The sequence below is a fragment of the Clostridium sp. AM33-3 genome, assembly GCF_003480315.1.
Lineage (GTDB): Bacteria > Bacillota > Clostridia > Lachnospirales > Lachnospiraceae > Brotaphodocola.
This window is the reverse complement of record NZ_QUIV01000005.1, coordinates 75,907-102,642: the sequence shown is the minus strand read 5'-3', so window position 1 is coordinate 102,642 and position 26,736 is coordinate 75,907. Positions and strand designations below refer to the sequence as shown.

The 26,736-nt window shown below is 50.1% G+C and carries 30 protein-coding genes; all 30 read left to right on the top strand.

The window, feature by feature from the left end:
• A partial coding sequence (locus tag DW819_RS04450) for an L-2-amino-thiazoline-4-carboxylic acid hydrolase (RefSeq protein ID WP_118732314.1) occupies nucleotides 1-468 on the top strand: 468 nt, incomplete at its 5' end.
• Between the two features lie 41 nt (nucleotides 469-509).
• A complete protein-coding gene (locus DW819_RS04445; RefSeq protein ID WP_177303941.1) occupies nucleotides 510-1,001 on the top strand; it encodes an L-2-amino-thiazoline-4-carboxylic acid hydrolase in 492 nt (163 codons plus the stop codon).
• Between the two features lie 42 nt (nucleotides 1,002-1,043).
• On the top strand, nucleotides 1,044-2,273 hold the full coding sequence (locus tag DW819_RS04440; RefSeq protein ID WP_118732250.1) for an ABC transporter substrate-binding protein: 1,230 nt from the start codon (nucleotides 1,044-1,046) through the stop codon (nucleotides 2,271-2,273).
• Nucleotides 2,274-2,303: 30 nt separating this feature from the next.
• Nucleotides 2,304-3,191, top strand: coding sequence for a branched-chain amino acid ABC transporter permease (locus tag DW819_RS04435; protein WP_118732249.1), 888 nt, complete (start codon nucleotides 2,304-2,306; stop codon nucleotides 3,189-3,191).
• Nucleotides 3,191-4,201 (top strand): branched-chain amino acid ABC transporter permease, encoded by a 1,011-nt coding sequence (locus tag DW819_RS04430; protein ID WP_118732248.1) that lies wholly within the window; start codon nucleotides 3,191-3,193, stop codon nucleotides 4,199-4,201. The genes DW819_RS04435 and DW819_RS04430 overlap by 1 nt, the downstream gene beginning before the upstream one ends.
• The gene (locus DW819_RS04425; RefSeq protein WP_207665293.1) at nucleotides 4,198-5,022 is read left to right on the top strand and encodes an ABC transporter ATP-binding protein; all 825 of its coding nucleotides are present in this window, start codon (nucleotides 4,198-4,200) and stop codon (nucleotides 5,020-5,022) included. Before DW819_RS04430 ends, DW819_RS04425 begins: the two co-directional genes overlap by 4 nt.
• Nucleotides 5,015-5,725, top strand: a complete 711-nt coding sequence (locus tag DW819_RS04420) for an ABC transporter ATP-binding protein (RefSeq protein ID WP_118732247.1) — start codon at nucleotides 5,015-5,017, stop codon at nucleotides 5,723-5,725. The genes DW819_RS04425 and DW819_RS04420 overlap by 8 nt, the downstream gene beginning before the upstream one ends.
• Nucleotides 5,726-5,747: 22 nt before the next feature.
• The gene (locus DW819_RS04415) at nucleotides 5,748-6,755 is read left to right on the top strand and encodes a dihydroxyacetone kinase subunit DhaK (RefSeq protein ID WP_118732246.1); all 1,008 of its coding nucleotides are present in this window, start codon (nucleotides 5,748-5,750) and stop codon (nucleotides 6,753-6,755) included.
• A 13-nt stretch (nucleotides 6,756-6,768) separates the two neighbouring features.
• Nucleotides 6,769-7,374, top strand: coding sequence for a dihydroxyacetone kinase subunit L (locus DW819_RS04410; RefSeq protein ID WP_118732245.1), 606 nt, complete (start codon nucleotides 6,769-6,771; stop codon nucleotides 7,372-7,374).
• A 191-nt stretch (nucleotides 7,375-7,565) separates the two neighbouring features.
• Entirely contained in the window at nucleotides 7,566-8,561 is a 996-nt protein-coding gene (gene pta, locus DW819_RS04405; RefSeq protein ID WP_118532634.1) for a phosphate acetyltransferase, read from the top strand.
• A 33-nt stretch (nucleotides 8,562-8,594) separates the two neighbouring features.
• Complete coding sequence (locus tag DW819_RS04400; RefSeq protein WP_118732244.1) at nucleotides 8,595-9,794, top strand: acetate kinase; 1,200 nt, start codon at nucleotides 8,595-8,597, stop codon at nucleotides 9,792-9,794.
• Nucleotides 9,795-9,887: 93 nt separating this feature from the next.
• Nucleotides 9,888-10,415 (top strand): DUF177 domain-containing protein, encoded by a 528-nt coding sequence (locus DW819_RS04395; RefSeq protein WP_118732243.1) that lies wholly within the window; start codon nucleotides 9,888-9,890, stop codon nucleotides 10,413-10,415.
• Between the two features lie 3 nt (nucleotides 10,416-10,418).
• Nucleotides 10,419-10,601, top strand: a complete 183-nt coding sequence (gene rpmF / locus DW819_RS04390; protein WP_118532628.1) for a 50S ribosomal protein L32 — start codon at nucleotides 10,419-10,421, stop codon at nucleotides 10,599-10,601.
• Between the two features lie 187 nt (nucleotides 10,602-10,788).
• The gene (plsX, locus tag DW819_RS04385) at nucleotides 10,789-11,802 is read left to right on the top strand and encodes a phosphate acyltransferase PlsX (protein WP_118732242.1); all 1,014 of its coding nucleotides are present in this window, start codon (nucleotides 10,789-10,791) and stop codon (nucleotides 11,800-11,802) included.
• A 60-nt stretch (nucleotides 11,803-11,862) separates the two neighbouring features.
• Nucleotides 11,863-12,093: an acyl carrier protein gene (gene acpP, locus DW819_RS04380; RefSeq protein WP_118532624.1), complete on the top strand. Its 231-nt coding sequence runs from the start codon at nucleotides 11,863-11,865 to the stop codon at nucleotides 12,091-12,093.
• Nucleotides 12,094-12,267: 174 nt separating this feature from the next.
• The gene (rnc, locus tag DW819_RS04375; RefSeq protein WP_118732241.1) at nucleotides 12,268-12,963 is read left to right on the top strand and encodes a ribonuclease III; all 696 of its coding nucleotides are present in this window, start codon (nucleotides 12,268-12,270) and stop codon (nucleotides 12,961-12,963) included.
• Complete coding sequence (gene smc, locus DW819_RS04370; RefSeq protein ID WP_118732240.1) at nucleotides 12,954-16,514, top strand: chromosome segregation protein SMC; 3,561 nt, start codon at nucleotides 12,954-12,956, stop codon at nucleotides 16,512-16,514. Before rnc ends, smc begins: the two co-directional genes overlap by 10 nt.
• Before the next feature lie 26 nt (nucleotides 16,515-16,540).
• Nucleotides 16,541-17,485, top strand: coding sequence for a signal recognition particle-docking protein FtsY (gene ftsY, locus DW819_RS04365; RefSeq protein ID WP_118732239.1), 945 nt, complete (start codon nucleotides 16,541-16,543; stop codon nucleotides 17,483-17,485).
• Between the two features lie 68 nt (nucleotides 17,486-17,553).
• The gene (ilvA, locus tag DW819_RS04360) at nucleotides 17,554-18,816 is read left to right on the top strand and encodes a threonine ammonia-lyase (protein ID WP_118732238.1); all 1,263 of its coding nucleotides are present in this window, start codon (nucleotides 17,554-17,556) and stop codon (nucleotides 18,814-18,816) included.
• Nucleotides 18,817-18,829: 13 nt separating this feature from the next.
• Entirely contained in the window at nucleotides 18,830-20,095 is a 1,266-nt protein-coding gene (locus DW819_RS04355) for a chloride channel protein (protein ID WP_118540772.1), read from the top strand.
• A gap of 68 nt (nucleotides 20,096-20,163) precedes the next feature.
• Entirely contained in the window at nucleotides 20,164-20,799 is a 636-nt protein-coding gene (gene nth / locus DW819_RS04350; RefSeq protein WP_118705843.1) for an endonuclease III, read from the top strand.
• 85 nt (nucleotides 20,800-20,884) lie between these two features.
• The gene (ylxM, locus tag DW819_RS04345; RefSeq protein WP_118532612.1) at nucleotides 20,885-21,226 is read left to right on the top strand and encodes a YlxM family DNA-binding protein; all 342 of its coding nucleotides are present in this window, start codon (nucleotides 20,885-20,887) and stop codon (nucleotides 21,224-21,226) included.
• Between the two features lie 42 nt (nucleotides 21,227-21,268).
• A complete protein-coding gene (ffh, locus tag DW819_RS04340; protein WP_118705664.1) occupies nucleotides 21,269-22,630 on the top strand; it encodes a signal recognition particle protein in 1,362 nt (453 codons plus the stop codon).
• An 80-nt stretch (nucleotides 22,631-22,710) separates the two neighbouring features.
• The gene (gene rpsP / locus DW819_RS04335; protein ID WP_118532608.1) at nucleotides 22,711-22,953 is read left to right on the top strand and encodes a 30S ribosomal protein S16; all 243 of its coding nucleotides are present in this window, start codon (nucleotides 22,711-22,713) and stop codon (nucleotides 22,951-22,953) included.
• A gap of 17 nt (nucleotides 22,954-22,970) precedes the next feature.
• Nucleotides 22,971-23,198: a KH domain-containing protein gene (locus DW819_RS04330; protein ID WP_118532606.1), complete on the top strand. Its 228-nt coding sequence runs from the start codon at nucleotides 22,971-22,973 to the stop codon at nucleotides 23,196-23,198.
• A gap of 68 nt (nucleotides 23,199-23,266) precedes the next feature.
• Nucleotides 23,267-23,779, top strand: coding sequence for a ribosome maturation factor RimM (rimM, locus tag DW819_RS04325; RefSeq protein WP_118732237.1), 513 nt, complete (start codon nucleotides 23,267-23,269; stop codon nucleotides 23,777-23,779).
• 28 nt (nucleotides 23,780-23,807) lie between these two features.
• On the top strand, nucleotides 23,808-24,557 hold the full coding sequence (gene trmD / locus DW819_RS04320; RefSeq protein WP_118532602.1) for a tRNA (guanosine(37)-N1)-methyltransferase TrmD: 750 nt from the start codon (nucleotides 23,808-23,810) through the stop codon (nucleotides 24,555-24,557).
• 147 nt (nucleotides 24,558-24,704) lie between these two features.
• On the top strand, nucleotides 24,705-25,052 hold the full coding sequence (gene rplS / locus DW819_RS04315; RefSeq protein WP_118532592.1) for a 50S ribosomal protein L19: 348 nt from the start codon (nucleotides 24,705-24,707) through the stop codon (nucleotides 25,050-25,052).
• Nucleotides 25,053-25,215: 163 nt separating this feature from the next.
• Complete coding sequence (gene lepB, locus DW819_RS04310; protein ID WP_347560160.1) at nucleotides 25,216-25,776, top strand: signal peptidase I; 561 nt, start codon at nucleotides 25,216-25,218, stop codon at nucleotides 25,774-25,776.
• Nucleotides 25,777-25,815: 39 nt separating this feature from the next.
• Nucleotides 25,816-26,736 (top strand): ribosome biogenesis GTPase YlqF, encoded by a 921-nt coding sequence (gene ylqF / locus DW819_RS04305; RefSeq protein ID WP_118732236.1) that lies wholly within the window; start codon nucleotides 25,816-25,818, stop codon nucleotides 26,734-26,736.

The following is a 26,736-nucleotide window of genomic DNA, read 5'->3' as shown; positions in this document are numbered from 1 at the left end:
ACAAATGATGTTGAGGTAAACATCAACCGCGCAGCGATCGAGCATCGTGCAACCTGGATGGGCCTGATCTTTGATGAATTAAGAAAAGATGGGATCGATCCGGAACCGGCATTCCGCAGAGCAATTCGCCGTTGCGGCAACTTCCACGGCAAAGGCTTCAAGGAAGCGTGCGGAGGCTCCAATGATGGTAAAAAATTCGCAGGCGTATTCCTCGGAGAGCTTGGTCAGAAGACCTTCGAGATGGACGTACACGAAGTGACCGATTCTGAAGTACCGGTAGATTTCCATTACTGCGCACTGTTAAACGCATGGAAAAAACAGGGCTTTGATGATGAGACCTGCGCACTGTTATGTGACATTGCAATGGACGGAGACCGCGGCATCGCAGAGGAAATGGGTCTCACCCTGGATCTGACGGATACCATTGCAAAGGGCTGTGCAACCTGTAAGCTCTGCTTCCATAAATAATAGGAAGAAATACACAAAAAATACAAAGAGGAGAAAATGAATTGATTAAGAATGAAGCGAAAATTACAAATGATGTTGAGGTAAATATCAACCGTGCAGCGATCGAGCATCGTGCAACCTGGATGGGCCTGATCTTTGATGAATTAAGAAAAGACGGAATTGATCCGGAACCGGCATTCCGCAGAGCAATCCGTCGCTGCGGCAACTTCCACGGCAAAGGCTTCAAGGAAGCATGCGGTGGCTCTAATGATGGTAAAAAATTCGCAGGCGTATTCCTCGGAGAGCTTGGTCAGAAGACCTTCGAGATGGACGTACACGAAGTGACCGATTCTGAAGTACCGGTAGATTTCCACTACTGCGCGCTGCTGAACGCATGGAAGAAACAGGGCTTTGATGATGAGACCTGCGCACTGTTGTGTGACATTGCAATGGACGGAGACCGCGGCATCGCAGAGGAAATGGGTCTTACCCTGGATCTGACGGATACCATCGCGAAGGGTTGTGCAACCTGTAAGCTTTGCTTCCATAAATAATAGCATCAAAAAGGAGTCTACAATTTGAAGGAGGTATGTATTATGCATAAGGGATTTAAGCGAATTGCAGCAGCTGCATGCGCAGTGATGATGGCAGCAAGTGTTATGACAGGATGTTCCGGCGGTGCCAAGACAAACGGGGGAAGTGCGGCAGCGTCAGAAGCAAAAACAGACAAGGCAGAGCAGGGCGGCGGTGCCGATAAGAGCGTGATCAAACTTGGTGGACTTGCTCCTCTGACCGGCAACTACGCAGAGTATGGAAAAGGATTCCAGATCGGTTTCCAGATGGCGATCGATGAGATCAACGCAAACGGCGGCGCAAATGGTCATCCGCTTGAGATTGATGTTAAGGATACCCAGGGTGATGCGGTTGTTTCTTCCAACATGGCAACCAACTTCGCGGAGGATGACAGCATTCTGGCAATTCTCGGCGATTTCACTTCCGGTGCCTGCAAGGCAAACGCTGAGATCGTAGAGCGCTACGGCATCGTACAGCTGAGCCCGACAGCATCTGCTCCGGACTACGCAAACATGAGTAAGTACTGCTTCAGTATTATGGGACGTCAGGATGCGGAAGCACCATTCCTTGCAAAATATGTTCTGAACAAGTATTTAAGCGCTAAGAAGATCGCAGTCATCCGTGTGGACAGTGACTGGGGACTTTCCTGCTATGATAACTTTATGAAACAGGCTGAAAAAGAAGGTCTGGATGTAACTGTTGAGAAATACGCAACCGGCGAGAAGGATTTCAGCTCCCTGATCACCAAGATGCGTTCTATCGATCCGGATTGTCTGGTAGTTATGGACCAGGGTGATTCTGTTGCGGCAATTTTTAATCAGGCTGACGCGGCAGGCTGGGATATCCAGCACGTAGCACTGGGACCTGGTACTTCTGAACAGCTTATCAATCAGCTGACCACCCCGGACAATCTGATCGTAACCTCTCCGTTCTTCTTTGATGAGAACAATGAGACTTTAAGTAAATGGTCATCAACCTTCGAGGAAAAGTCCGGATTCAAACCGACTATTCACCCGGCATGCGCATATGACTGTGTATATCTGATCAAGAATGCCATCGAGAAGATCGGTGACGGCGAGATCACCCGTGAAGCGATCCAGGAGGCTCTTGCAAACAGCCAGAACGAAGGCATCACCGGAGCACTGAATTTCATGGAAGATGGTGATATCCAGAGACAGTACATGATCTGCGGCGTAAAAGACGCGAAGTGGGTCGTACTGGAAGGGTTTGATTATGGTGCGGAGGGTCTGTAATAACAGACCCCTCCTCTTAGGAGGGATTGTATGGAATACTTTTTAAATCAGTTGATCAATGGCCTTTGCCAGGGCTCGATTTATGCACTGATGGCAATCGGTTATTCCGTCATCGTTGGTGTTGTAGGTATGGTAACCTTCACCTACGGCGAGATCATGATGATCGGAGCGTTTTCTGCTTATTACATTTTTCTATTGGTTGGAAACAACCTGCCGCTGGCAATTATGGCGGCCTTTGCCGGATCCTTTGTGATTGGCATTGTGGTCTACAAACTCTGTTATGAGAAATTCTTCAATGCACCCCGGCACATTTCTCTGTTATGTACGATCGGTATCAGTATGCTGATCAAAAACCTGGCCCAGATCGTGTTTGGACCGGAAACAAAACCTGTACTTAATATCATTGAAAATAAGACGTTTACCATTTCTTTGGGAAGCATTAATCTGGATATAAAACTGCTGCAGATCATTGTCATTCTTCTGGTCATTGTACTGGCAGGCGGCCTGACTTTGTTTTTCAATAAAACAAAATGGGGCATCGCGCTCCGTGCAGTCAGCCAGAATAAGGATGCGGCATATCTGGTGGGCATTAATGTGAAACGTACCGCAATGATCGGTAACTGTATCGGTTCCGGCTTTGGCGGTATCGCAGGAATCCTGCTTTGCATCTATTATTATTCTGTATCCGCTACCATGGGCGGCGCATACAGTATGAAGGCATTCTCGGCCAGCGTTCTTGGCGGACTGGTGGATATCCGCTTCTCTGCTCTGGGCGGTCTGTGCATCGGTATTATCGAGAACCTGGGAATCGCGCTTACCATGGCAACCTTCCGTGATGTATTCGCGTTCGGTTTCCTGATCATTGTCCTGCTGATCCGTCCGCAGGGATTTGTCAGCAAGAAGGGAGTGAGAGTATAATGGCACGTGTCATGGAATTTTATAACAAACATAAACTCCCGGTACTTATCGGGCTGTTTATCATCTCCCTGATCCTTCCGTTTGTGATCAAGCAGGCGCTGATCCTGCGCTATATCTGTACCATCATGATGTACGCGACGCTGGCAGGCTCCTTAAATGTCATCAATGGCTACAGCGGCCAGACCTGCCTTGGCCAGGCCGGCTTCTTCTGTATCGGGGCTTACACCTGCGCAGCCTGCACCAAAACACTGGGCTTGAATTTCTGGCTGATCCTTCCGGTTGCAGGCGTGCTTGCGGCATTGGTTGGACTTCTTGTGAGTCTTCCGACTTTAAAGCTTTCAGGTGTTTATCTGTCTATCGTTACACTGGGTGCTTCGGAAATCATCCGTATCATCGCGCAGACCTGGACTCCGGTTACAGGCGGTGCGTTAGGCATCAAGCAGATTCCGTATCCGAGTGTCTTCGGTATGGAAATCTTCCGTCCGAAGCATTACTATTTCCTGTTTCTGATCATTGGAATCGCATTCCTCTTTGTGACATCCCGCGTACTCAAATCCAGAGTCGGAAGAGCATGGATGGCAATCCGTGAAGACCAGGTGGCAGCAAAATCCCTGGGAGTTGAGACAAGCTTCTGCAAGTGCTTAAACTTTATGTACGGCGCGTTCTGGGCAGGCATCATCGGTGCAGCTTACGCACCTTTCGTAAACTACATTGAGGCTTCCCAGTTTACAACGGATACCGGTTTCAACGTTCTGGCTATGGTGGTCATCGGCGGTCAGGGAACCCTTCTTGGACCGATCGTGGGCTCTGCCATTGTTACGATTCTGACGGAGACCCTTCGTTTCCTGGAAAACTGGCGTTACGTGATCTATGCGATCATCATCATTTTGATGATGTGGGTTCGTCCGCAGGGACTCTTAGGCGCTACTGATTCCATTCTGGCAGGCGGTAAGATCCGGAAAAAAGAAGCAGAGAAGAAAGACAAGGCTGCGGAGGTGAAGAAAGCATGATAACCAAATTTGATCAACTGGATAAGAATGTGCCGGTTCTGGAATCAAAGGGGCTGTGCAAATACTTTGGCGGTCTGAAAGCAGTCGACAACGTAGATATGAAGGTCATGCCGGGAGATATCTTCGGGATCATCGGTCCGAACGGAGCAGGAAAGACCACGTTCTTTAACATGTGTACCGGCATGTATACTCCGACCAAGGGCAATGTGTATTTGCTTGGGGAGGATGTAACCGGATTTTCAGCAGAGAAGGTAGCAAGAAAACGAATGGCGCGTACGTTTCAGAACCTGCAGCTGTTCAAGTTCATGAGTGTTCTTGATAATGTAAAGATCGGATGCCATATCCGCACCAAAAGCAATATCTTTGATGCCATTGCGCATACCAGGACTTACAGGCAGGATGAGGAATACGCGATCTATAAGAGTGAAGAAATCTTAAAGGCCATCGGTCTGTATCAGTACCGCGATACCATGGCCGGTAACCTTGCTTATGGAATGCAGCGTAAGGTGGAGATCGCCAGAGCACTGGCCCTCGAGCCGTATATTCTGCTTCTGGATGAGCCTGCAGCGGGCATGAACCCGATGGAGACTCAGGAGCTGATGGAATTCATCATAATGCTGAATGAGGGCGGATATACCATTGCGGTAATTGAGCATGATATGAAGTTTGTTATGAATTCCTGTAACCGGATCCTGGTACTTAATTTCGGTCAGAAGATCTGCGAGGGAACTCCGGACGAGATCAAGGCCAGCAAGGAAGTACAGGAAGCATACTTTGGTAAGGGAATTGTTGCAGGAGAGGCGGTGAAAGTACATGCTTAAGGTGGAAAATCTTTCCGTGAATTACGGATATATCACAGCACTGTCCGAAATCAGCTTCCACGTAGACCAGGGCGAGATCATCACCCTGATCGGTTCTAATGGCGCAGGAAAAACAACATCCCTGCATGCGATCTCCGGGCTGGTCCATAAAGCTGGCGGAAGCGTTCAGTTTAAAGGCACCGACATCAGCAGGATGGCACCGGACAAAATCGTTAAGATGGGTATGTGCCATGTGCCGGAGGGAAGAAAGATTTTTCCGGCGCTGTCGGTTTATGAGAACCTGATTGCGGGATCTCTCGGAAATCCGAAACTGTCAAAGAACCGGATCCAGGAGCTTCTGGAAGAGCAGTACAAGCTTTTTCCGAGATTAAAAGAGCGTCTGACCCAGGCCGGCGGAAGCCTTTCCGGTGGCGAGCAGCAGATGCTTGCAATTTCCAGAGGACTGATGATGGATCCGGATATTGTGATGCTGGATGAGCCGTCCCTGGGACTTGCTCCGATCATTGTAGAAGGAATCTTTGACCTGATCTTACAGATCCGTGACATGGGAAAAACCATCCTGCTGATCGAGCAGAATGCGTCCATGGCGCTTTCCATCGCAGACCGCGGTTATGTGCTGGAAACAGGAAAGATCATTATGGAAGGCAAGGGTAAGGATCTTTTGACCGATCCGAGAGTAAAAGCGGCTTATCTTGGTGCATAAATAAATAATGGAGGAAAATGCCATGAAAAAATTAATCAACAATCCGGAAAATTTTGTAAAGGATACGATGACAGGCATCATTGCAGCTTACGGTGACAAGGTAAAGCTGTTAGATGGTGATGAGAGGATCTTGGTTACCAATTATCCGGTAGCGGATGGAAAAGTTGGAATCGTTACAGCGGGCGGAAGCGGACATCTTCCTGTGTTCCTGGGCTATGTGGGTGACGGAATGCTGGATGGCTGCGCGATCGGCAATGTGTTTGCCTCCCCGTCTGCAAGCAAGATGGCAGATATGATCAAGGCCTGTGACCGTGGAAACGGCGTGCTGTGCCTGTATGGCAACTACGGCGGTGACAATATGAACTTTGACATGGCCTGTGAGATGGTGGAGATGGACGATGTGGAGACCAGAACCGTCCGTGTCAAAGATGATGTTGCCAGCAGTCCGAAGGAAAACAAAGAGAAGCGCCGCGGCGTGGCAGGTATGGTTTATGCATTCAAGGTTGCCGGAGCAGCTGCGGCTCAGATGAAGAATCTGGATGAGGTTGCAGGCGTTGCGCAGAAGGCGCTGGATCATATCCGTACCATGGGTGTTGCGCTGACTCCCTGCATTGTTCCGCAGGTAGGTGAGCCGACCTTCTCCATCGCCGATGATGAGATTGAGATTGGCATGGGAATCCATGGAGAAAAAGGAATTGAAGTGCGCAAGATGATGACTGCAGACGAAGTGGCTGACATTTTAGTGGAGCGTATCACTGCAGATATGCCGCTTGTCTCCGGTGATGAGGTTTCTGTCATGGTCAACGGTCTCGGCGCAACTCCGCTGGAGGAGCAGCTGATCGTTTACGGACGCGTACACAAACTGCTGGAAGACAAGGGCGTAAAGGTATTTATGCCGCATGTTGGCGAGTTTGCTACCTCCATGGAGATGGCAGGACTTTCCCTGACGATCTTCAAGCTGGATGAGGAACTGAAAGCGCTGCTGGCAGCTCCGGCTAAGACACCGTTTTATACCAATTACAACAAATAGGAGGAATTGCGATATGAACAAACAGTCTGTAATTGACGGACTGAGCAAGATCAGCGCAGTCATGACCGAAAATAAGGAATACCTGATCAAACTGGATCAGCAGAACGGAGACGGAGATCTGGGAGTTTCCATGAGTGAGGGCTTTGCGGCAGCGGCAGCCTTTGCGGCAGAAGCAGAGGAGACAGACCTTGGAAAACTCATGATGCAGACCGGAAAGGTATTCAATGAGGCAGCACCGTCCAGCCTGGGTACCATCATCAGCTTTGCATTCATGGGAATGGCAAAATCCCTGAAGGGGAAAACCGAAGCAACGCTTCCGGAGTTTGCTGAGGCAGTGATGAGCGGCGTCGAGAAGATCATGGAAAAGGCCGGATCAAAGCCCGGAGAGAAGACAATTCTGGATGCGATCTATCCGGCAGCCGTATGCTTAAAAGAGCATGAGAGCGAAAGCTTCGGGGAAGCGCTCAAGGCAGCAGCCGAAATAGCTGCTCAGGGCTCTGAGAACACGAAGAAGATGAAGTCTGTACACGGACGGGCTGCTTACTATGCAGAACAGTCCATCGGCATTCTGGATGGCGGTTCTGTGGTAGGAAAGCTGATCTTTGAAGCTCTCGAATAAGAGACGCAGGGATAACTGAGGTGTGGTCAGGAAATGCGCTGTTTGCGATTTCCGGATCCACACCTCTTTTGCGTTACGGGGAATGCTTGTTTTACAAAAAGTGCAAAAAAATACAAAATACAGCTTGTCTTTTGCTTTTTAGTCTGTATATAATAAGGCTATATGCATTAAATCATGAAAGGGGTATTATTATGGGATTTATTGATGTAATCAAAGCCAAAGCAAAGGCAGATAAAAAAACAATCGTACTGCCTGAGTCCATGGACCGCAGAACCTGGGTCGCTGCAGAGAAAATTCTGAAAGAGGACCTTGCAAATCTTGTTATCATCGGTACTCCGGAAGATATCGGCGCTCACAGTGAGGGACTGGATGTATCCGGTGCTACGATCATCAATCCGCAGACTTACGAGAAAACACAGGAGTATATCGACCTGTTCGTTGAGCTGAGAAAGTCCAAAGGCATGACTCCTGAGAAAGCAAAAGAGACCATCTTAAGCGACTACGCTTACTATGGCTGCCTTATGATCAAGAACGGCGATGCTGACGGTATGGTTTCCGGCGCTTGCCATTCCACCGCAAACACTCTTCGTCCGTGCCTGCAGGTGATCAAGACCAAACCGGGCACCAAGCTGGTATCCGCATTCTTCTTAATGGAAGTTCCGGACTGCGATCTTGGCAGCAACGGTACCTTCGTATTCGCAGACTGCGGCCTGAACCAGAATCCGAATCCAGAAGAGTTGGCTGCAATCGCAGTATCTTCTGCAGAGAGCTTCAAGATGCTGACCGGCGAGGAGCCGAAGGTTGCTATGCTGTCCCATTCTTCCAAGGGCTCCGCAAAGCATGCAGATGTTGACAAAGTCGTTGAGGCTACCAAGCTGGCTAAGGAGATGGCTCCGGAGCTTGCACTGGACGGTGAGCTTCAGCTTGACGCAGCGATCGTTCCGGAAGTTGGCGCTTCCAAGGCTCCGGACAGCAAGGTTGCAGGTCATGCAAACGTTCTGGTATTCCCGGATCTGGATGCAGGAAACATCGGCTACAAGCTGGTTCAGAGACTTGGCAAGGCAGAGGCTTATGGCCCGATGTGCCAGGGTATCGCAAAGCCGGTTAACGATCTGTCCAGAGGCTGCTCTGCTGAGGATATCGTAGGTGTTGTTGCGATCACTGCTGTACAGTGCCAGAATCAGTAATTTAGTTAAGTTATTATAGGAGAATATCACATTATGAAGATTTTAGTTATCAACTGCGGAAGCTCTTCCTTAAAATATCAGCTGATCGACATGACCGATGAGAGCGTAATCGCAAAGGGTCTGTGCGAGAGAATTGGTATCGAGGGTTCCAAACTGACCCATCAGCCGGCTGGCAAGGACAAATATGTCGTAGAGAAAGACATGCCGACCCACACCGTAGCAATCGAGATGGTTATGGATGCTCTTCAGGATGCTGAGCACGGCGTGATCAAGAGCACCGATGAGATCGCAGCAATCGGTCACCGCGTTCTGCACGCTGGTACCAAGTACAGCGAGTCCATCGTTGTAAACGATGACGTTAAGAAAGTAATCCGCGAGTGCTTCGATCTTGGACCGCTGCATAACCCGGCTAACTTAATGGGTATCGAGGCAGCTGAGGCAGCTATGCCGGGCAAGCCAAACGTAGCAGTATGGGATACCGGTTTCGGTATGGCTATGCCGGAGAAGGCTTATCTGTACGCAATCCCGCACGAGTATTATGAGAAATACAGCATCCGTCGTTACGGCTTCCACGGCACCAGCCATATGTTCGTATCCGGCGAGGCTATCAAGTTCGGCGGACTCGATCCGAAGAACGCAAAGGTTATCGTCTGCCACTTAGGCAACGGCGCAAGCGTATCTGCTTCCATCGGCGGCAAGTGCGTAGATACCAGCATGGGCCTGACTCCTCTTGAGGGTTTGATCATGGGTACCAGAAGTGGTGATATCGATCCGGCTGTTGTTCAGTTCATCTGCAACAAAGAGGGGAAGGACGTCAACGAGGTATTAAACATCCTCAACAAGAAATCCGGCGTACTCGGCATGAGCGGCGGCATTTCCAGCGACTTCCGTGATATCGAGGCAGCTAAGGCAGAGGGCAACCACTTGGCAGAGGTAGCTCTTGATGCATTCGTTTACCGTGTGGCAAAATATATCGGCGCTTACACCGCAGCTATGAACGGCGTAGATGCGATCGCATTTACCGCAGGTGTTGGCGAGAACGATAAGGCAGGCAGAAAGGCTATCTGTGAGTACTTAGGCTACCTTGGAGTGAAGATTGATGACCAGGCTAACGATGTAAGAGGAAAGAACGCTGTTATTTCCGCAGCAGATTCCAAAGTCAAAGTAATGCTGATCCCGACTAACGAGGAGCTTGCAATCGCAAGAGAGACCAAGAGACTGGTTGAGGCTTAATTCCTCTCAATCAATTTCTGAAAAAATAAAATAGTTGTTGACAAAGCCGGCGCACCTGTGTATAATTACACAGGTGCGTATTAGGAGACTGATATGCTTATTAATTTGACAGAGCTGTTTTCCGTGGACGGAAAAGAGAAAGACTATACGTGCGATATCGATATAAACCAGCTTTGCACCAGCAAGGATGCATATGACATCGTATCACGCAGTCCGGTACAGCTGCATGTCCGTAATCTTGGGGACAAAAAGCTTCTTCTCACCGGCAATGCAGAGGTAACCCTGCAGATGCCATGCGACAGATGCTTAGAGCCTGTTGATATTCCTTTTAAACTGGAATTCGACGAAGAGCTGGACATGTCAAAGACCGAAAGCGAGCGTACAGAAGATCTCGATGAACAGCCCTATGTAAGCGGCTATAATCTGGATGTAGACCGGTTGCTCAGTAACGAGCTATTGCTTAATCTGCCTATGAAGGTGTTATGCAGGGAAGACTGCAAAGGAATTTGCAATAGATGTGGTGCGAACCTTAATCACATGGAATGTTCCTGTGACCGGAGTTCGCCTGACCCAAGAATGTCAGTAATCCAGGATTTATTTCAAAAGTTTAAGGAGGTGTAAACCATGTCTATCTGCCCAAAGAATAAATCTTCCAAAGCAAGACGTGACAAACGTAGAGCTAACTGGAAAATGAGCGCTATGAATTTAGTAAAGTGCAGCAAGTGCGGCGCTCTGATGATGCCTCACAGAGTCTGCAAGGCTTGTGGTTCTTACAACAAGAAAGAGATCGTTTCTGTTGAGGACTAATTAGAAATGGCTTAGAATCAAGGATTGAACAGTATCTGTTCAGTCCTTTTTTCGTTTTCAAGGCAGTTGTATCCTTAAACTGCTTTGATATGGTTATGAAGGCAAAAATTATATTGATTTATAGTATGGAATCTAGTATATTTAATTACGAAATCAATTTTACGGCACAAGCCGAAAAGGAGACTCTATGATTAATGTAGCTGTTGACGCAATGGGCGGTGACAACGCTCCGGGCGAGATAGTAAAGGGGGCCGTTCAGGCTGTAAATAAGCGGAGTGACATCCATGTTCTGTTAGTTGGTCAGGAAGAGGCAGTGAAAAAAGAGCTTGCCTCCCACACATATCCGAAAGAACAGATCACGTTGGTGCAGGCTTCTGAGGTGATCGAGACGGAAGAGCCGCCGGTGAATGCGATCCGCAAAAAAAAGGATTCCTCCATCGTGGTGGGAATGAACCTGGTAAGGAATGGTGAGGCAGATGCGTTTGTATCAGCGGGCAGTTCCGGAGCAATTCTCGTAGGCGGACAGGTGCTGGTGGGACGCATCAAGGGTGTGGAGCGGCCGCCGTTTGGCGCGCTGATCCCGACAGAAAAGGGCGTGTCCCTGCTTCTTGACTGTGGTGCCAATGTAGACTCCCGTCCATCTCATCTGGTCCAGTTCGCGCGCATGGGTTCTATCTATATGGAGCATGTAGTAGGAATTAAGAATCCGAGAGTTGGAATCGTGAACATCGGTGCCGAGGAGGAAAAGGGCAATGCCCTGGTCAAAGAAACCTTCCCGCTCTTAAAACAGTGTACGGACATTAACTTTACCGGAAGCATTGAGGCAAGAGAGATTCCACACGGCGGAGCCGATGTCATCGTCTGCGAGGCCTTTACGGGCAATGTCATCTTAAAGCTTTACGAGGGAACCGGCGCAGCACTGATCTCCATGGTAAAGAAGGGTATGATGAGCTCCCTGCGCAGTAAGATTGGAGCTCTGCTTGTAAAACCGGCTCTGAAGGAGACCTTAAAGGCATTCGATGCCAGCCAGTACGGCGGCGCACCGATGCTGGGACTGAAAGGTCTTGTGGTTAAGACTCACGGAAGTTCCAAGTCTACTGAGGTCTGCAATTCCATTATTCAGTGTGTGACCTTCAAAGAACAGAAGATCAACGAAAAGATTAAAGAATGTCTGGACAGCCAGGCACAGGAAATTCAGTAAGTAAACGGTCCGGGCTTCGGGCAGTTACAAAATAAGAAAGAAAAGTTAGGAGAGGAAATTATGGAATTTGAGAAATTACAGAACATCATCGCAGAGGTATTAAACATTGAGCCGGATGAGATCACCATGGAGACTACCTTCGTAGAAGATCTTGGCGCAGATTCCCTGGATATCTTCCAGATCATCATGGGTATTGAAGAAGAGTTTGATATCGAGATCCCGACGGAGGTTGCTGAGCAGATCGTCAGCGTTTCCGACGCGATTGAGCAGATCAAAAACGCATTGAACTAAGCCGGAGCCGGAAAACGGCTAGTTGAAAACAGTATGAAAGGAATGTGACTGTGAAGTTGCTGAACAGTTACAAAGAAATCAAGAAAGGGGCTGTGCATTCCTTGCGCGCCCCTTTCCATAATATGTGTGTGGCTGAATGCATGCCAATGAAGAACGATAAGGAGTTTAACGTATATGAATCGTGATTTAAACGAGCTGGAACGCAGGTGCGGCTATACCTTTCGGGACAAAAATCTGTTCCACCGCGCCCTGACCCACAGTTCCTATGCCAATGAACATAAGAAGGACAAGGCAGTCTGCAACGAACGTCTGGAGTTTTTGGGTGATGCCGTTCTGGAAGTGGTTTCCAGTGATTTCCTGTATCACAAGTACCCGGAGAAGCCGGAGGGAGAGCTCTCCAAGATCCGTGCCAGCCTGGTGTGCGAGCCGACCCTGGCTTACTGCGCAGCCGATCTGGAGCTGGGCAGCTATCTGCTTTTGGGAAAGGGCGAGGAGGCCACCGGCGGAAGAGAGCGTAATTCCGTGGTTTCCGATGCTATGGAGGCCCTGATCGGTTCTATCTATCTGGATGGTGGTTTTGCTAATGCAAAAGAGTTCATTCACCGGTTTATCCTGAATGATATTGAGCACAAGCAGCTCTTTTACGATAGCAAGACTATTCTGCAGGAAATGATCCAGGCTACTGCAGGCGCACATCTGGAGTATGAGATCCTGCGGGAAGAGGGACCGGATCATCATAAGGTTTTTGAAGTACGCGCACTGTCCGGCGGTGAGGAGCTGGGACGCGGAACCGGCGGAACCAAGAAGGCAGCGGAGGCTGTGGCCGCTTACCATGGCATTTTGAAACTGAGAGGGAAAGAATGTATTTAAAGAGCATTGAGATACAGGGATTCAAATCCTTTGCCAACAAGATCCTGTTTGAGTTCCACAACGGAATTACCGGTATTGTAGGGCCGAACGGAAGCGGCAAGAGCAATGTTGCCGACGCGGTGCGCTGGGTGCTCGGTGAGCAGCGCGCAAAGCAGCTGCGAGGCGGATCCATGCAGGATGTTATCTTTGCGGGAACGGAGATCCGAAAGCCACAGGGCTTTGCCTATGTGGCCATTACCCTGGATAATTCCGACCATCAACTTTCTATAGATTATAATGAGGTGACCGTGTCCAGACGTCTGTACCGCTCCGGTGAGAGTGAGTATAAGATTAACGGGAGTACCTGCCGCCTAAAAGATATCAGTGAGCTGTTTTATGATACCGGTATCGGTAAGGAGGGCTATTCCATCATCGGACAGGGCCAGATTGACAAGATCTTAAGTGGCAAGCCGGAGGAACGCCGGGAGCTTTTTGATGAGGCAGCCGGAATCGTAAAATTCAAGCGCCGCAAGGCCATTGCCCAGAAAAAGCTGGAAGATGAGAAACAGAATCTGGTCCGCGTAAGCGACATTCTTTCTGAACTGGAAAAACAGGTAGGACCTCTGGCCAGACAGTCAGAAACGGCAAAAAAATATCTGGCTTTGCGGGAAGAACTAAAAGCCTGTGATGTGAATCTGTTTTTAATGGAATCCGAAGAAAACGGAAAACAGCTGCAGGAAATCAGCAGGCGGGAGTCCATTGTTTCCGGAGACCTGCAGGACGCAAATGCGGAATCGGAGCATTTGAAAGAAGCGTATGAGCAATTGGAGCAGGAGGTCGCAGAGCTGGACGGCCAGCTGACAGAAAAGCGAGATCAGATGAACCAGGCTGAGATGCTCAAAGGCAATCTGGAAGGCCAGATCAATGTATTAAAAGAACAGATCAATACCGAGAAGATGAACGCGGAGCACATCCGCTCCCGCATTGAGTCCATTGCGCATGCCCTGGAAGAAAAGCAGGGGCAGGTCCGACAGTATCAGGCAGATAACGCAGGCATTGCTGAGGCAGAAAGCACCAGCAAGAGCAGTCAGGAGACTGCACAGGCTGAGCTGATGGCGCTGGATGAAAAGCTGATGCTCATGGAGCAGCAGATCGAGGATGCCAGAACCAGAATGATGAATGGCATGAATGAGACTGCTTCTATCCATGCGCAGGACCAGCGCTATGAGGCGATGCTGGAGCAGGTGCAGGTGCGCCGTTCTGAGGTCTGTCAGAAGCTTCTGAAATTTAAGAGTGATGAATCTGTGCAGGATGAACAGCTGGATGCTGAGCGCCGGAAGCTTGCGGAAGCAGCCGGGCGCCTGGAAGCGCTGGAGCTGGCCCAGACCGAGTGCGAGGGACAGCTGGCACAATATGAAGAAGAGGTGCGGCGTATGACCCGCTCCTTAAATGAAAAGCAGCAGGAATACCGTACGGCATATACAAGGATGGAATCTCTAAAAAACCTCGCAGAGCGTTATGAGGGCTATGGCGGCAGTATCCGCCGGGTTATGGAAGTACGGGACCGGGTGCATGGCATCCGCGGTGTCGTTGCAGATCTGATCACTACTGAGAAAAAGTATGAGACCGCCATTGAGACAGCTCTGGGCGGAAGCATTCAGAATGTGGTAACAGATTCGGAGCAGACGGCCAAGCAGCTTATCGAGTATTTAAAGAAGAACCGGTATGGCAGGGTGACCTTTCTGCCGCTTACCAGCATCGGCCAGGGCGGCGGGTTCTCAAAGCCGGAAGCGCTGAGCGAACCGGGAGTGATCGGTCTGGCCAGTGATCTGGTCCATGTGGAAAATGAGTATCAGATCCTTGCGAAATACCTGCTGGGGCGTGTGGTAGTGGCTGATACCATCGATCATGCCATTGCCCTGGCAAGAAAATTCAGATATTCCCTGCGGATTGTCACGCTGGAGGGTGAGCTTTTAAGCGCCGGCGGTTCCATGACAGGTGGTGCCTTCAAGAATTCCAGCAATCTTCTGGGACGGAAACGGGAGCTGGAAGAACTGGAGGCAGCATGCCAGAAGGCATTGAAGGCTTCCGATCGTCTGCAGGAGGAGCTGACCATGAATGAGGGCCTGGCGCAGCAGAAAAAGGAAGAGCTGGAAAGCCTGAAAGCAGAGCATCACCAGGTTTCCCTGCTGGTCAATACCAGGCAGATGAGCGTCAGTCAGCTGGAGGACAAGCGGGAAGAAATCCGAGATTCCTACCAGGATCTCGCACTGGAAAACAGCCAGCTGGAGAGCCAGATCAGCGAGATCGAGGCAGGCAGAAAGAAGCTTGCCCTGGAGCGCGATATCCTGAAAAAGGACAGTGACCAGGAACAGACGCTGATGGAGAACATATCCGGTGAGCTGGAAATGCAAAAGAAGATCCGTGAGGAAAAAGCGAAGGTGCTGGAGACCATCCGCCTGGAAGCAGCAAACTTAAAGCAGCGGGTGGATTTTGTGAAAGAAAATATCCGTCGCGTTGAGCAGGAGATCCTGACACTCAAAGAAGAACAGGCCGGGCTTAAGAGTCACGGTACCGATTCCGGTTCTGCCATAGACGAAAAGAATCGTGAGATCGCAGATCTTCAGGAACTGATCCTGCATGCGGAGGAAGAAAAACAGAAGATTGCCGCAGAGATTGAGACTCAGGCGGCCCTGAAAGAAGAAAAATCCGGCTGGCAGAAGTCCTTTTTTGGAAAACGGGAAGACTTGTCCGGGCGTATTGGCCGTCTGGACAAGGATCTGTTCCGCCTGCAGGGCCAGCGGGAAAAGCTGGAGGAGCGGCGGGAAAGTCAGATCACTTATCTGTGGAATGAATACGAGCTGACTCCTGGCGCGGCAAAGGAGCTTCGCAGTACAGAAGAAGCTTCGCTTGCTGAGGTAAAAAAACGGATCGAGGAGCTGAAGGCTTCCATCCGTGCTCTGGGCAGTGTCAATGTCAATGCGATTGAGGATTACAAAGAGATTTCAGAGCGTTATGAGTTTATGAAGACCCAGCACGATGACCTGGTGGAGGCGGAAGCCACCCTGCAGGGGATCATTGAAGAACTGGATACCGGCATGCGGCGTCAGTTTGAAGAAAAATTCCAGGAGATCCGGAAAGAATTTGACCGGGTATTTAAGGAGCTTTTCGGCGGCGGACACGGTACCCTGTCTTTGCAGGAGGAGGAAGACATTCTGGAGGCGGGCATTCAGATCATTGCCCAGCCGCCGGGTAAGAAGCTGCAGAACATGATGCAGCTTTCCGGAGGAGAGAAGGCGCTGACAGCCATTTCGCTGCTGTTTGCGATCCAGAACTTAAAGCCGTCTCCCTTCTGTTTGCTGGATGAGATCGAGGCGGCCCTGGATGATTCCAACGTAGACCGCTATGCAGGATATTTGCATAAACTGACCAAATACACGCAGTTTATTGTTATAACTCACCGACGCGGCACTATGGTGGCGGCGGACCGTCTGTATGGCATCACCATGCAGGAGAAGGGCGTATCGACCCTGGTATCGGTCAATCTGATCGAGGACCAGCTGGACGCGTAGATTTTTACAAATAAGGAGGCTCGCGAGTGGAAGAAAAGAAGAAAGGCTTTTTCAGCCGTCTGGTTGAAGGCTTAAACAAAACGAGAGAGAATATTGTCTCCGGCATGGATTCCATCTTCAGTGGTTTCTCTGCTATTGATGAGGATTTTTATGAGGAACTGGAGGAGACCCTGATCATGGGCGATCTGGGCATCCAGACCACCATGTCCGTGCTGGAAGATTTACGAAAAAAAGTCAAAGAACAGCATATCAAGGAACCGGCTGAATGCAAACAGCTTCTGATCGATTCCATCCGGGAACAGATGGACCTTGGCGAGAATGCCTACGAGTTTGAGAACCGCAAATCCGTAGTGCTCGTGATTGGGGTTAACGGTGTCGGCAAGACCACTTCCGTCGGTAAGCTGGCAGGCCAGTTGAAGGATGAGGGCAAGAAGGTCATTCTGGCAGCGGCTGATACCTTCCGTGCGGCAGCAATTGAGCAGCTGACGGAGTGGGCAAACCGCGCCGGGGTGGAAATCATCGCACAGCAGGAAGGCTCTGACCCGGCAGCGGTCATTTATGATGCGGTGGCAGCAGCCAAATCCCGCCAGGCCGATGTGCTGATCTGTGATACCGCAGGCCGTCTGCACAATAAGAAAAACCTGATGGAGGAGCTGAGAAAGATCAACCGTATCATTGACAAGGAATATCCGGATGCCTACCGCGAGACCCTGGTGGTACTGGATGGCACCACCGGACAGAATGCCATGGCACAGGCAAAGCAGTTTATGGAGGTTGCTGACATCACAGGTATCATCCTGACAAAGCTTGACGGTACTGCAAAGGGCGGTATCGCAGTGGCTATACAGTCCGAGCTTGGCATCCCGGTCAAATACGTGGGTGTGGGCGAGAAGATTGACGATCTCCAGAAGTTCAATTCCGGTGATTTTGTAAATGCGCTGTTTGATGTGAATAAAGAAAATATGCAGTAGTCTGTAAAAATGCAGGTCAGTCTCACAAAAAATAAATACCATACAAGACGAAAAAGGAGAATACAGACATGGAAAAGGAACAGGAGTTAGAACAGCAGAAGGAGGAGGGCTTAACCCTCGAAAAATTTGAGGAGGCTTCCGAGGAGGTTAAGAAGGTCACCCAGGAAACCAAACTGGTTTACAGCGAGTATTTTTCTGCTGCAACCGGAAATAAGGTATACTTTAAGCCGGAGAATATGCAGTACACCGGCGCTTACAAGGTACGCGGCGCTTACTATAAGATCAGTACCCTGACAGAGGAAGAAAAACAGCGGGGACTGATCACCGCGTCAGCAGGAAACCATGCCCAGGGCGTAGCCTACGCTGCAAAGCTGGCTGGCATTCCGGCCACTATCGTGATGCCGACCACGACTCCGCTTATGAAGGTGAACCGCACCAGAAGCTATGGAGCGGAGGTTGTACTGTACGGAGATGTATTCGACGAGGCCTGTGACCACGCATACGAGCTGGCTGCGGAGCACGGCTACACCTTTGTGCATCCGTTCGATGACCTGGATGTGGCAACCGGTCAGGGAAGCATTGCCATGGAGATCATTAAGGAGCTGCCGACCGTAGATTATATCCTGGTCCCGATCGGAGGAGGCGGACTCTGCACCGGCGTTTCCACCCTGGCAAAGCTCTTAAATCCGAAGATTAAGGTGATCGGCGTTGAGCCGGCCGGAGCAAACTGCATGCAGGAGTCCTTAAAGGCAGGCCATGTGCTGACACTTCCGACCGTAAACACCATTGCAGATGGTACCGCGGTAAAGCGTCCGGGTGAGAAGCTGTTCCCGTACATCCAGAAAAATGTGGATGATATCATTACCGTGGAGGATTCCGAGCTGATTGTTGCCTTCCTTGATATGGTAGAGAATCACAAGATGATCGTGGAGAACTCCGGCCTGTTAACCGTAGCGGCATTAAAGCACTTAAATGTGCAGAAAAAGAAGATCGTTTCCATTTTAAGCGGAGGCAATATGGATGTCATTACCATGTCTTCTGTGGTGCAGCATGGACTGATCCAGAGAGACCGTATCTTTACCGTATCTGTTCTGCTTCCGGACAAGCCAGGCGAACTGGCAAAGGTTTCAACGCTCCTTGCTGACCAGCGCGGCAATGTCATTAAGCTTGAACACAATCAGTTCATCAGTATCAACCGCAATGCGGCTGTGGAGCTTAGGATCACCCTGGAGGCTGAGGGAACGGATCACAAGAACCGTATTGTGCAGGCCTTAAACGATGCCGGATACCGCCCGAAGCTGGTGAAGTCCAAGGGCACCTACAGTGACTGAGTGGTGAATGATCATGACAGAACATACAAATGAGACAATCCAGGCGCTCCGTCAGAATATCCGCTATTTTTTGAAATGGACCTTCATTTCCGCGATTTCCGGTGTGACGATCGGTCTGGCCGGAACACTGTTTGGCCTTGGCATCCAGAAAGCGACTGCTTTCTGGAAGAGCCATAGCTGGACGTTGTATCTGCTTCCGCTTGTCGGACTCCTGATCGTGTGGCTGTACCGGTTTGCGCATGAAGAAAAAAACCGCGGTACGGATATGGTCCTGGATTCTATTTCCTCCACAGAGGAGGTTACACCGGCAACTGCTCCGCTGATCTTTATCTCAACCTTGCTGAGTCATCTGGCCACGGCTTCCGTCGGCCGAGAGGGAGCAGCACTGCAGCTTGGCGGAAGCCTGGGAAACCTGATCGGTAAGGCTTTTCGACTGGATGAGAAGGACAGAAAGATTGCCATTATGTGCGGCATGAGTGCCGGGTTCTCCGCTATCTTCGGAACTCCGCTTGCGGCAGCCGTGTTTGCCATGGAGGTCATCAGCATTGGCGTTATGTACTATGCGGCTCTGGTTCCATGCGTTTTTTCGGCGTTTGTCGGTGTGTCAGTGGCAAAATTCCTGGGTCTGGCTCCGGAGCATTATGAGATCGGCCTGGTGCCGGAGTTTGGCGCCTCATCTGCGCTTCTGACAGTGCTCATCGGAATTTTGTGTGCCTGTGTCGGAATCTTCCTTTGTGTCAGCCTGCATCAGTGTGGTCATGCTTACCGGAAGGTTTTTCCGAATCCCTATATCCGCGTGCTGGCGGGATCCGCGATCTTTATTGTCCTGACCCTCCTGTTTCCGGCGCGGCTTTACAACGGAAGTGGTGCTCAGATCATCGAAATGGTATTTGAAGGTGAAAGAATTCCGGTTTATGCATTTTTGATGAAGATCCTGTTTACCGGAGTAGCGCTTGGCGCAGGCTTTAAGGGCGGAGAGATCGTGCCGACGCTGACGGTCGGCGCCGCGTTTGGCTACTTGATGAGCCTGGTGACCGGACTGCCGGTCGGACTGTGCGCATCGGTTGGAATGGCATGCCTGTTCGTAAGCGTGACAAACTGTCCGGTGTCCACGATGTTCATGGCATTTGAACTTTTTGGATTTGCCGCAATGCCATATTATGCCATTGCCGTGGCAGTGTGCTTTACCCTGTCTGGATATTATGGGCTCTACCACAGCCAGAAATTCGTTTATTCCAAGATCCGGACAGAATTCATTAACCGAAAATCAAACGAGTAAATATTGCAGGTGCCAGTATGCATCGGAACGATACCGGCACCTGTTCCTGCAATAGTGAGGTTCATCCTATGACAAAAAAACAAAAGACTCTGGAAATCATCCGGAGACTGAAGGAGGCTTACCCGGACGCAGACTGCACCCTGGATTACGAGGAAGCCTGGAAGCTTTTAGTGAGCGTGCGTCTGGCGGCCCAGTGCACCGATGAGCGGGTCAATCAGGTGGTTCCGGCACTCTATAAAAAGTTTCCGGATGTGAATGCCCTGGCGGAGGCACCGGTGGAAGAAATTGAGGAAATCGTCAGGCCCTGCGGTCTGGGAAAGAGTAAGGCCAGAGACATCAGCGCCTGTATGAAGATGCTGCGGGATGAGTACGGCAGTAAGGTGCCGGAGGATTTTGATGCTCTGTTGAAGCTTCCCGGAGTGGGAAGAAAAAGCGCCAATCTGATCATGGGTGATGTGTTTGGCAAACCGGCCATTGTTACAGACACCCACTGTATCCGCCTGGTAAACCGCATGGGACTGGTAGACGGCATTAAGGAACCGAAAAAGGTTGAAATGGAACTCTGGAAGCTGGTGCCGCCGGAGGAGGGCAGCGATTTCTGTCATCGGCTGGTATGGCATGGAAGAGAGGTCTGCACGGCCCGAACAAAGCCGTATTGCGACCGGTGCTGTCTGGCTGATATCTGCCCGAAAACAGGTGTATAAAAAGAAAAACAAAAATTTTTATAAGTGTCAAGAAAAAATACTTGACAGCAACGCGCCTTTCGTGTATGATAGCCAAGGTGATGTTATGGAAAGCATTGTAAAACAGAGTTTGCTTTATGATTTTTATGGAGAGTTGCTCACAGAGCATCAGCGCAGCATCTACGAGGATGTGGTATATAACGACATGTCCTTAAGCGAGATCGCCGAGGAGAACGGGATCAGCCGTCAGGGTGTTCACGATCTCATCAAGCGCTGCGACAAGACCTTGAGTGCGTATGAGGACAAGCTGCATCTGATCAGCAAGTTCCAGACTACCCGCCGCATGGTGGAGGAGATCCATAAAAAGACCAGGGTTTTCAAGGAAACAAAAGATGAAAGTCTGATCGACGAGATTGAGCAGATTTCCAACGACATCATGGAACTTTGATTTCGGCGTATGCCGTGATCGGTTCTGAACAGGAGGTTACCTATGGCGTTTGAAAGCTTATCCGATAAACTGCAGAACGTGTTTAAAAACCTGCGCGGCAAGGGCCGTTTAAGCGAAGCGGATGTCAAGACTGCGCTCAAGGAAGTCAAGATGGCTCTCCTGGAAGCAGACGTAAGCTTCAAGGTTGTAAAACAGTTCATAAGCTCCGTTCAGGAACGCGCCGTTGGCGAAGAAGTGCTGGGTTCCCTGCAGCCGGGCCAGATGGTGATCAAGATCGTTAACGAAGAGTTGATCCGCCTGATGGGTTCCGATACTACGGAAATCGCATTAAAGCCTACCAATGAGATCACCGTCATTATGATGGCAGGTCTTCAGGGTGCAGGTAAGACGACAACGACAGCGAAGATCGCAGGAAAGCTGAAGGCAAAGGGCCGCAAGCCGGTTCTGGTTGCCTGTGACGTATATCGTCCGGCAGCAATCCAGCAGCTCCAGATCAACGGAGACAAACAGGGCGTTCCGGTCTTCTCCATGGGAGAAAATCAGAGCCCGGTCAATATTGCAAAGGCCGCTATGGAGCACGCGGCAAAGAATGGCTACAATGTGGTGATCCTCGATACCGCCGGACGTCTTCATGTAGATGAAGGCATGATGGAAGAACTCGAGAACATCAAAGAGGCTGTAAGCGTAGACCAGACTATTTTGGTGGTAGACGCCATGACCGGTCAGGACGCAGTCAATGTAGCATCGAATTTCCAGGATAAAGTCGGTATCGACGGTGTCATCCTTACCAAACTGGATGGCGATACCCGAGGCGGTGCAGCCCTTTCCATCCGGGCCGTAACCGGGAAGCCGATTTTATATATAGGTATGGGAGAGAAGCTTTCCGATCTGGAACAGTTTTACCCGGACCGTATGGCATCCCGAATCCTGGGCATGGGAGACATTCTTACCCTGATCGAGAAAGCCGAGATGGAGGTTGACGAGGAAAAGGCGAAGGAAATGAGTCAGAAGCTGCGCAAGGCAGAGTTTGACTACAACGATTTCCTGGACCAGATGCGCCAGATTAAAAAAATGGGCGGACTGACCAGCATTATGAGCATGATGCCGGGAATGTCACAGATGAAGGGCGGAATCCCGGAGGTGGATGAGAAATCCATGGACCGTGTGGAGGCTATCATCCTGTCCATGACAAAAGAAGAGCGCGCCAATCCGGGCCTCTTAAATCCTTCCCGCAAACAGCGTATCGCAAAGGGCGCGGGGGTGGATATCAGCGAGGTAAACCGTATTGCCAAGCAGTTTGATCAGATGAAGAAAATGATGAAGCAGCTTCCTGGCATGATGGGCGGTAAGCGCGGACGCGGCGGACTGGGCGGTATGCTCGGAAAGCTGAAAATGCCTTTCTAGGGCAGCTTATATGGTGACAGTACAGAGTTTTCTGTATTTGTTGATACATTATCAGTATATTTTAAGGAGGTGAAATTGACATGGCAGTAAAGATGAGATTAAGAAGAATGGGTGCTAAGAAAAAACCTTTCTATAGAGTCATTGTTGCAGATTCCAGATCCCCGAGAGATGGCAGATTCATCGCTGAGGTTGGTACTTACGATCCGAACCAGGAGCCGAGCGTTATCAAGTTTGACGAGGAGGCTACCAAGGAGTGGTTAGCAAACGGCGCACAGCCGACCGACCGTGTAGCAAAGCTTCTGAAGACCGCTGGCATTCAGTAATCTGAGAGGTGATCGCTATGAAAGAACTGGTTGAGGTTATTGCAAAAGCATTAGTTGACAATCCGGACGAGGTGGTTGTTACCGAGACCGAAAAGGAAAGCGGCACCTTTATTGAGCTAAAGGTTGCCCCATCTGATATGGGAAAGGTGATTGGCAAGCAGGGACGCATCGCGAAGGCGATCCGCTCCGTTGTCAAGGCAGCCGCTTCCAAAGAAGAAAAAAAGGTTGTTGTAGATATACAGTAGCCATCAGAAACTGTCGTCGGATTTTCCTGCGGCAGTTTTTCTTTTATAAAAATCTGGAGGAATGGAAGATGGAGGATACCTTAAGAGTCGGCGTGATCTCATCCACCCACGGTGTACGCGGTGAGGTCAAAGTATACCCTACGACCGATGATGTGAACCGTTTTAAAAAGCTGAAAACCGTCATCCTTGATACTGGCAGAGATCAGATAACCCTGTCCATTGAGAGCGTCAAGTTCTTCAAAAACATGGTCATCCTGAAGTTCAAGGAGTTTAACAATATCAACGAAATCGAAAAATACAAGGGAAAGGATCTGCTGATCCGCCGGGATCAGGCCGTGAAGCTGGCTCCGAACGAGAACTTCATCACCGATCTGATCGGTTTAAAAGTCGTGACCGATGAGGGAAAAGAGTTCGGTACCCTGACTGATGTCCTTCAGACTGGTGCCAACGATGTTTACGTTATCGAAAGTCTGGAAGGCAAAGAGTATCTGTTCCCGGCTATCCCGCAGTGCATTCTGGATGTAAACCTGGAGAGCCAGATGGCGACCGTCCATATCCTGGATGGCCTTCTGGACCTGTAATACGCTGAAATCAGGAGAAAGCAAAAGCATGAATTATCATATTTTAACATTGTTTCCGGAGATGGTGTTAGACGGCTTGAATACCAGCATCATCGGACGGGCAGCTGGAAAAGGCCTGCTTTCCATTGAGGCGGTCAATATCCGGGATTACACGAAAGAAAAGCACGGCCACGTGGATGATACCCCATATGGCGGCGGAGCAGGCATGGTGATGCAGGCGGCTCCGGTGTGTGATGCCTACGAGGCGCTTTGTGAGCGTATCGGCAAGCGTCCCCGCGTCCTTTACATGACTCCGCAGGGACAGACCTTCAACCAGAAGATTGCCGAGGAGCTGGCGCAGGAAGAAGATCTGGTCTTCCTTTGCGGGCATTATGAGGGCATTGATGAGCGCGCGTTAGAGCTCATCGTGACCGATTATCTTTCCGTGGGCGATTATGTCCTGACCGGCGGTGAGCTTCCGGCCATGGTCATGATCGACTGTATTTCCCGCCTGGTGCCGGGCGTTTTAAATAACGATGTTTCCGCGGAGATCGAGTCCTTCCACGACAATCTCCTTGAGTACCCCCAGTACACCCGCCCGGAGGTTTACCAGGGTATGCGCGTGCCGGAGGTGCTTCTTTCCGGACACCACAAAAACATTGAGACCTGGAGACGTCAGCAGTCTATCAGGCGGACCCTGGAGAGACGGCCGGATCTTCTGGAAGAGGCAAATCTGTCGAAGAAAGAGCGCCAGTATCTGGCAGAGCTGATGGCAGAGAAAGAGGCACAGGAGAAGTAAATTCAGGGGAGTAAATTCAGCAAAATAGTGCTTGCAATTTATTTGTCCCTATGATATCATAATACCGTTGTGACTAGAAAAAGAGATGTTCCTCTGTTGCGGAAGAAGCATTAAAGAACATCAAACATATGAAGGAGGATCACACAAATGAACGAAATTATTAAGAACATTGAAGCAGCACAGTTAAAGGCTTCCGTACCGGAGTTTTCCGTAGGCGATACCGTTAAGGTCTACAACAAGATCAAAGAGGGTAACCGCGAGAGAATCCAGGTATTCGAGGGTACCGTAATCAAGAGACAGAACGGCGGCGCAAGAGAGACCTTCACCGTTCGTAAGAACTCCAACGGCATCGGCGTAGAGAAGACCTGGCCGGTTCATTCCCCGTTCGTAGACAACATCGAGGTTGTCAGAAGAGGTAAAGTAAGACGTGCAAAACTGAACTACTTAAGAGACAGAGTAGGTAAAGCTGCTAAGGTTAAAGAGTTAGTAAAATAATTTTGCGTGGAACAGGGGACAATGAAAATTGTCCCTTTCTGCGTATTATGCGCGCAGGACGTGCAGAACAGGAAAGTGGGGGAGTTGCAAGCAACTTCCCCCTTTTTGCCATATGGAATGGCATTTGCAGAAGGTGTTTTTGTCCGTGGGAACACACGGTAGAATGGAGCATAAACAGGTGGATTTTTATCTGAGTGATGAACAGAATATGATCCGGAAGATCTGCAGCTGGATTGTGGATGTGGTAGTGGCGCTGGCTTTTGCCTGGTTCTGCCTGGTGTTTTTCGGAACGCAGGTCACGGTGAACGGGCAGTCCATGTATCCGCTTTTAAATTCCGGTGATGTTGTTTTGATGAACCGGCTGACCTATGAGATCGGAAAGCCGGACCGTATGGATGTCGTCGTATTTGAGCGGGAGGACCAGAAGACCAACGTGAAGCGAGTTGTGGCCGTTCCCGGAGATGTGGTCCAGATCATAGATGGGGAATTGTATGTAAATCAGGAACAGGTTTCCATGCCGGGCAACCGGAAGATTTCTCTTTCCGGACTGGCAGAGAATCCGGTTCAATTAGAAGATAAAGAATATTTTCTGCTGGGGGATAACCCGGACAGCAGTGAGGACAGCCGGTTTGCCAACATCGGCAATGTCCGGGAAGACCAGATCATTGGAAAAGTGTGGCTGCGTATGTTTCCGCTGATCCATATCAGTCTGGTCCGGTCCTGAGGTGATAGATAATAATACGAAGATATAGGAGGAAATGTCGTGAATATACAGTGGTATCCAGGGCACATGACCAAAGCAAAGCGTGCCATGAAAGAAGACATCAAGCTGATCGACCTGATCATCGAAGTAGTTGACGCCCGTGTGCCGTTAGCAAGCCGCAACCCGGATATTGATGAGCTTGGAAAGGGCAAGGCGAGACTGATCCTGTTAAATAAGTCAGATCTGTCCAGTGAGCGTTACAATGAGGCATGGACCAGCTGGTTTAAGGAAAAGGGATATTTTGTCGTGAAGATCAATTCCCGCAGCGGCGCCGGCATCAAGCAGATCAATGGAGTGGTTCAGGAAGCCTGCAAAGAAAAAATTGAGCGCGACCGCCGCAGAGGCATCATGAACCGACCGGTGCGCGCCATGGTGGTGGGAATCCCGAATGTTGGTAAATCTACTTTTATCAACTCTTTCGCGGGAAAGGCCTGCGCCAAAACCGGAAACAAGCCGGGCGTGACCAAGGGAAACCAGTGGATCCGGTTAAACAAGACTCTGGAGCTTCTGGATACCCCGGGTATCCTCTGGCCGAAATTTGAGGATCAGAAAGTGGGGCTTCTGCTGGCCTTTATCGGTTCCATCAACGATGAAATCTTAAATAAAGATGAGCTGGCCCTGGAGCTTTTGAAACTGTTGCAGAAGCATTATCCGGATGTGTTAAAAGAGCGTTATAAGATTGATGAGACTTCTGATGAAAATCTGTTGATCCAGGTGGCAAAGGTGCGGGGGTGCCTGGCCAAGGGCGGTGAGCCGGATTACAGCCGTGCGGCAGCTTTGGTGATCGACGATTACCGCAGCGGCAAGCTGGGTCGGATTACGCTGGAGTTCCCGCCGGTGAAGAAAAATGATGGGGACAAAGTGGATTCCGTACAGGAATCAGGCGCTGCAGATCAGGGCAGCGAGAGCGGGAAGGCGTAA

What these genes read in the sequence shown, in the direction of transcription:
- DW819_RS04440 (WP_118732250.1), top strand. Translation starts at nt 1,044, where the DNA reads ATGCATAAGGGATTTAAGCGAATTGCAGCAGCTGCATGCGCAGTGATG.
- DW819_RS04435 (WP_118732249.1), top strand. Translation starts at nt 2,304, where the DNA reads ATGGAATACTTTTTAAATCAGTTGATCAATGGCCTTTGCCAGGGCTCG.
- DW819_RS04430 (WP_118732248.1), top strand. Translation starts at nt 3,191, where the DNA reads ATGGCACGTGTCATGGAATTTTATAACAAACATAAACTCCCGGTACTT.
- DW819_RS04425 (WP_207665293.1), top strand. Translation starts at nt 4,198, where the DNA reads ATGATAACCAAATTTGATCAACTGGATAAGAATGTGCCGGTTCTGGAA.
- DW819_RS04420 (WP_118732247.1), top strand. Translation starts at nt 5,015, where the DNA reads ATGCTTAAGGTGGAAAATCTTTCCGTGAATTACGGATATATCACAGCA.
- DW819_RS04415 (WP_118732246.1), top strand. Translation starts at nt 5,748, where the DNA reads ATGAAAAAATTAATCAACAATCCGGAAAATTTTGTAAAGGATACGATG.
- DW819_RS04410 (WP_118732245.1), top strand. Translation starts at nt 6,769, where the DNA reads ATGAACAAACAGTCTGTAATTGACGGACTGAGCAAGATCAGCGCAGTC.
- pta (WP_118532634.1), top strand. Translation starts at nt 7,566, where the DNA reads ATGGGATTTATTGATGTAATCAAAGCCAAAGCAAAGGCAGATAAAAAA.
- DW819_RS04400 (WP_118732244.1), top strand. Translation starts at nt 8,595, where the DNA reads ATGAAGATTTTAGTTATCAACTGCGGAAGCTCTTCCTTAAAATATCAG.
- DW819_RS04395 (WP_118732243.1), top strand. Translation starts at nt 9,888, where the DNA reads ATGCTTATTAATTTGACAGAGCTGTTTTCCGTGGACGGAAAAGAGAAA.
- rpmF (WP_118532628.1), top strand. Translation starts at nt 10,419, where the DNA reads ATGTCTATCTGCCCAAAGAATAAATCTTCCAAAGCAAGACGTGACAAA.
- plsX (WP_118732242.1), top strand. Translation starts at nt 10,789, where the DNA reads ATGATTAATGTAGCTGTTGACGCAATGGGCGGTGACAACGCTCCGGGC.
- acpP (WP_118532624.1), top strand. Translation starts at nt 11,863, where the DNA reads ATGGAATTTGAGAAATTACAGAACATCATCGCAGAGGTATTAAACATT.
- rnc (WP_118732241.1), top strand. Translation starts at nt 12,268, where the DNA reads ATGAATCGTGATTTAAACGAGCTGGAACGCAGGTGCGGCTATACCTTT.
- smc (WP_118732240.1), top strand. Translation starts at nt 12,954, where the DNA reads ATGTATTTAAAGAGCATTGAGATACAGGGATTCAAATCCTTTGCCAAC.
- ilvA (WP_118732238.1), top strand. Translation starts at nt 17,554, where the DNA reads ATGGAAAAGGAACAGGAGTTAGAACAGCAGAAGGAGGAGGGCTTAACC.
- DW819_RS04355 (WP_118540772.1), top strand. Translation starts at nt 18,830, where the DNA reads ATGACAGAACATACAAATGAGACAATCCAGGCGCTCCGTCAGAATATC.
- nth (WP_118705843.1), top strand. Translation starts at nt 20,164, where the DNA reads ATGACAAAAAAACAAAAGACTCTGGAAATCATCCGGAGACTGAAGGAG.
- ylxM (WP_118532612.1), top strand. Translation starts at nt 20,885, where the DNA reads ATGGAAAGCATTGTAAAACAGAGTTTGCTTTATGATTTTTATGGAGAG.
- ffh (WP_118705664.1), top strand. Translation starts at nt 21,269, where the DNA reads ATGGCGTTTGAAAGCTTATCCGATAAACTGCAGAACGTGTTTAAAAAC.
- rpsP (WP_118532608.1), top strand. Translation starts at nt 22,711, where the DNA reads ATGGCAGTAAAGATGAGATTAAGAAGAATGGGTGCTAAGAAAAAACCT.
- DW819_RS04330 (WP_118532606.1), top strand. Translation starts at nt 22,971, where the DNA reads ATGAAAGAACTGGTTGAGGTTATTGCAAAAGCATTAGTTGACAATCCG.
- rimM (WP_118732237.1), top strand. Translation starts at nt 23,267, where the DNA reads ATGGAGGATACCTTAAGAGTCGGCGTGATCTCATCCACCCACGGTGTA.
- trmD (WP_118532602.1), top strand. Translation starts at nt 23,808, where the DNA reads ATGAATTATCATATTTTAACATTGTTTCCGGAGATGGTGTTAGACGGC.
- rplS (WP_118532592.1), top strand. Translation starts at nt 24,705, where the DNA reads ATGAACGAAATTATTAAGAACATTGAAGCAGCACAGTTAAAGGCTTCC.
- lepB (WP_347560160.1), top strand. Translation starts at nt 25,216, where the DNA reads ATGGAGCATAAACAGGTGGATTTTTATCTGAGTGATGAACAGAATATG.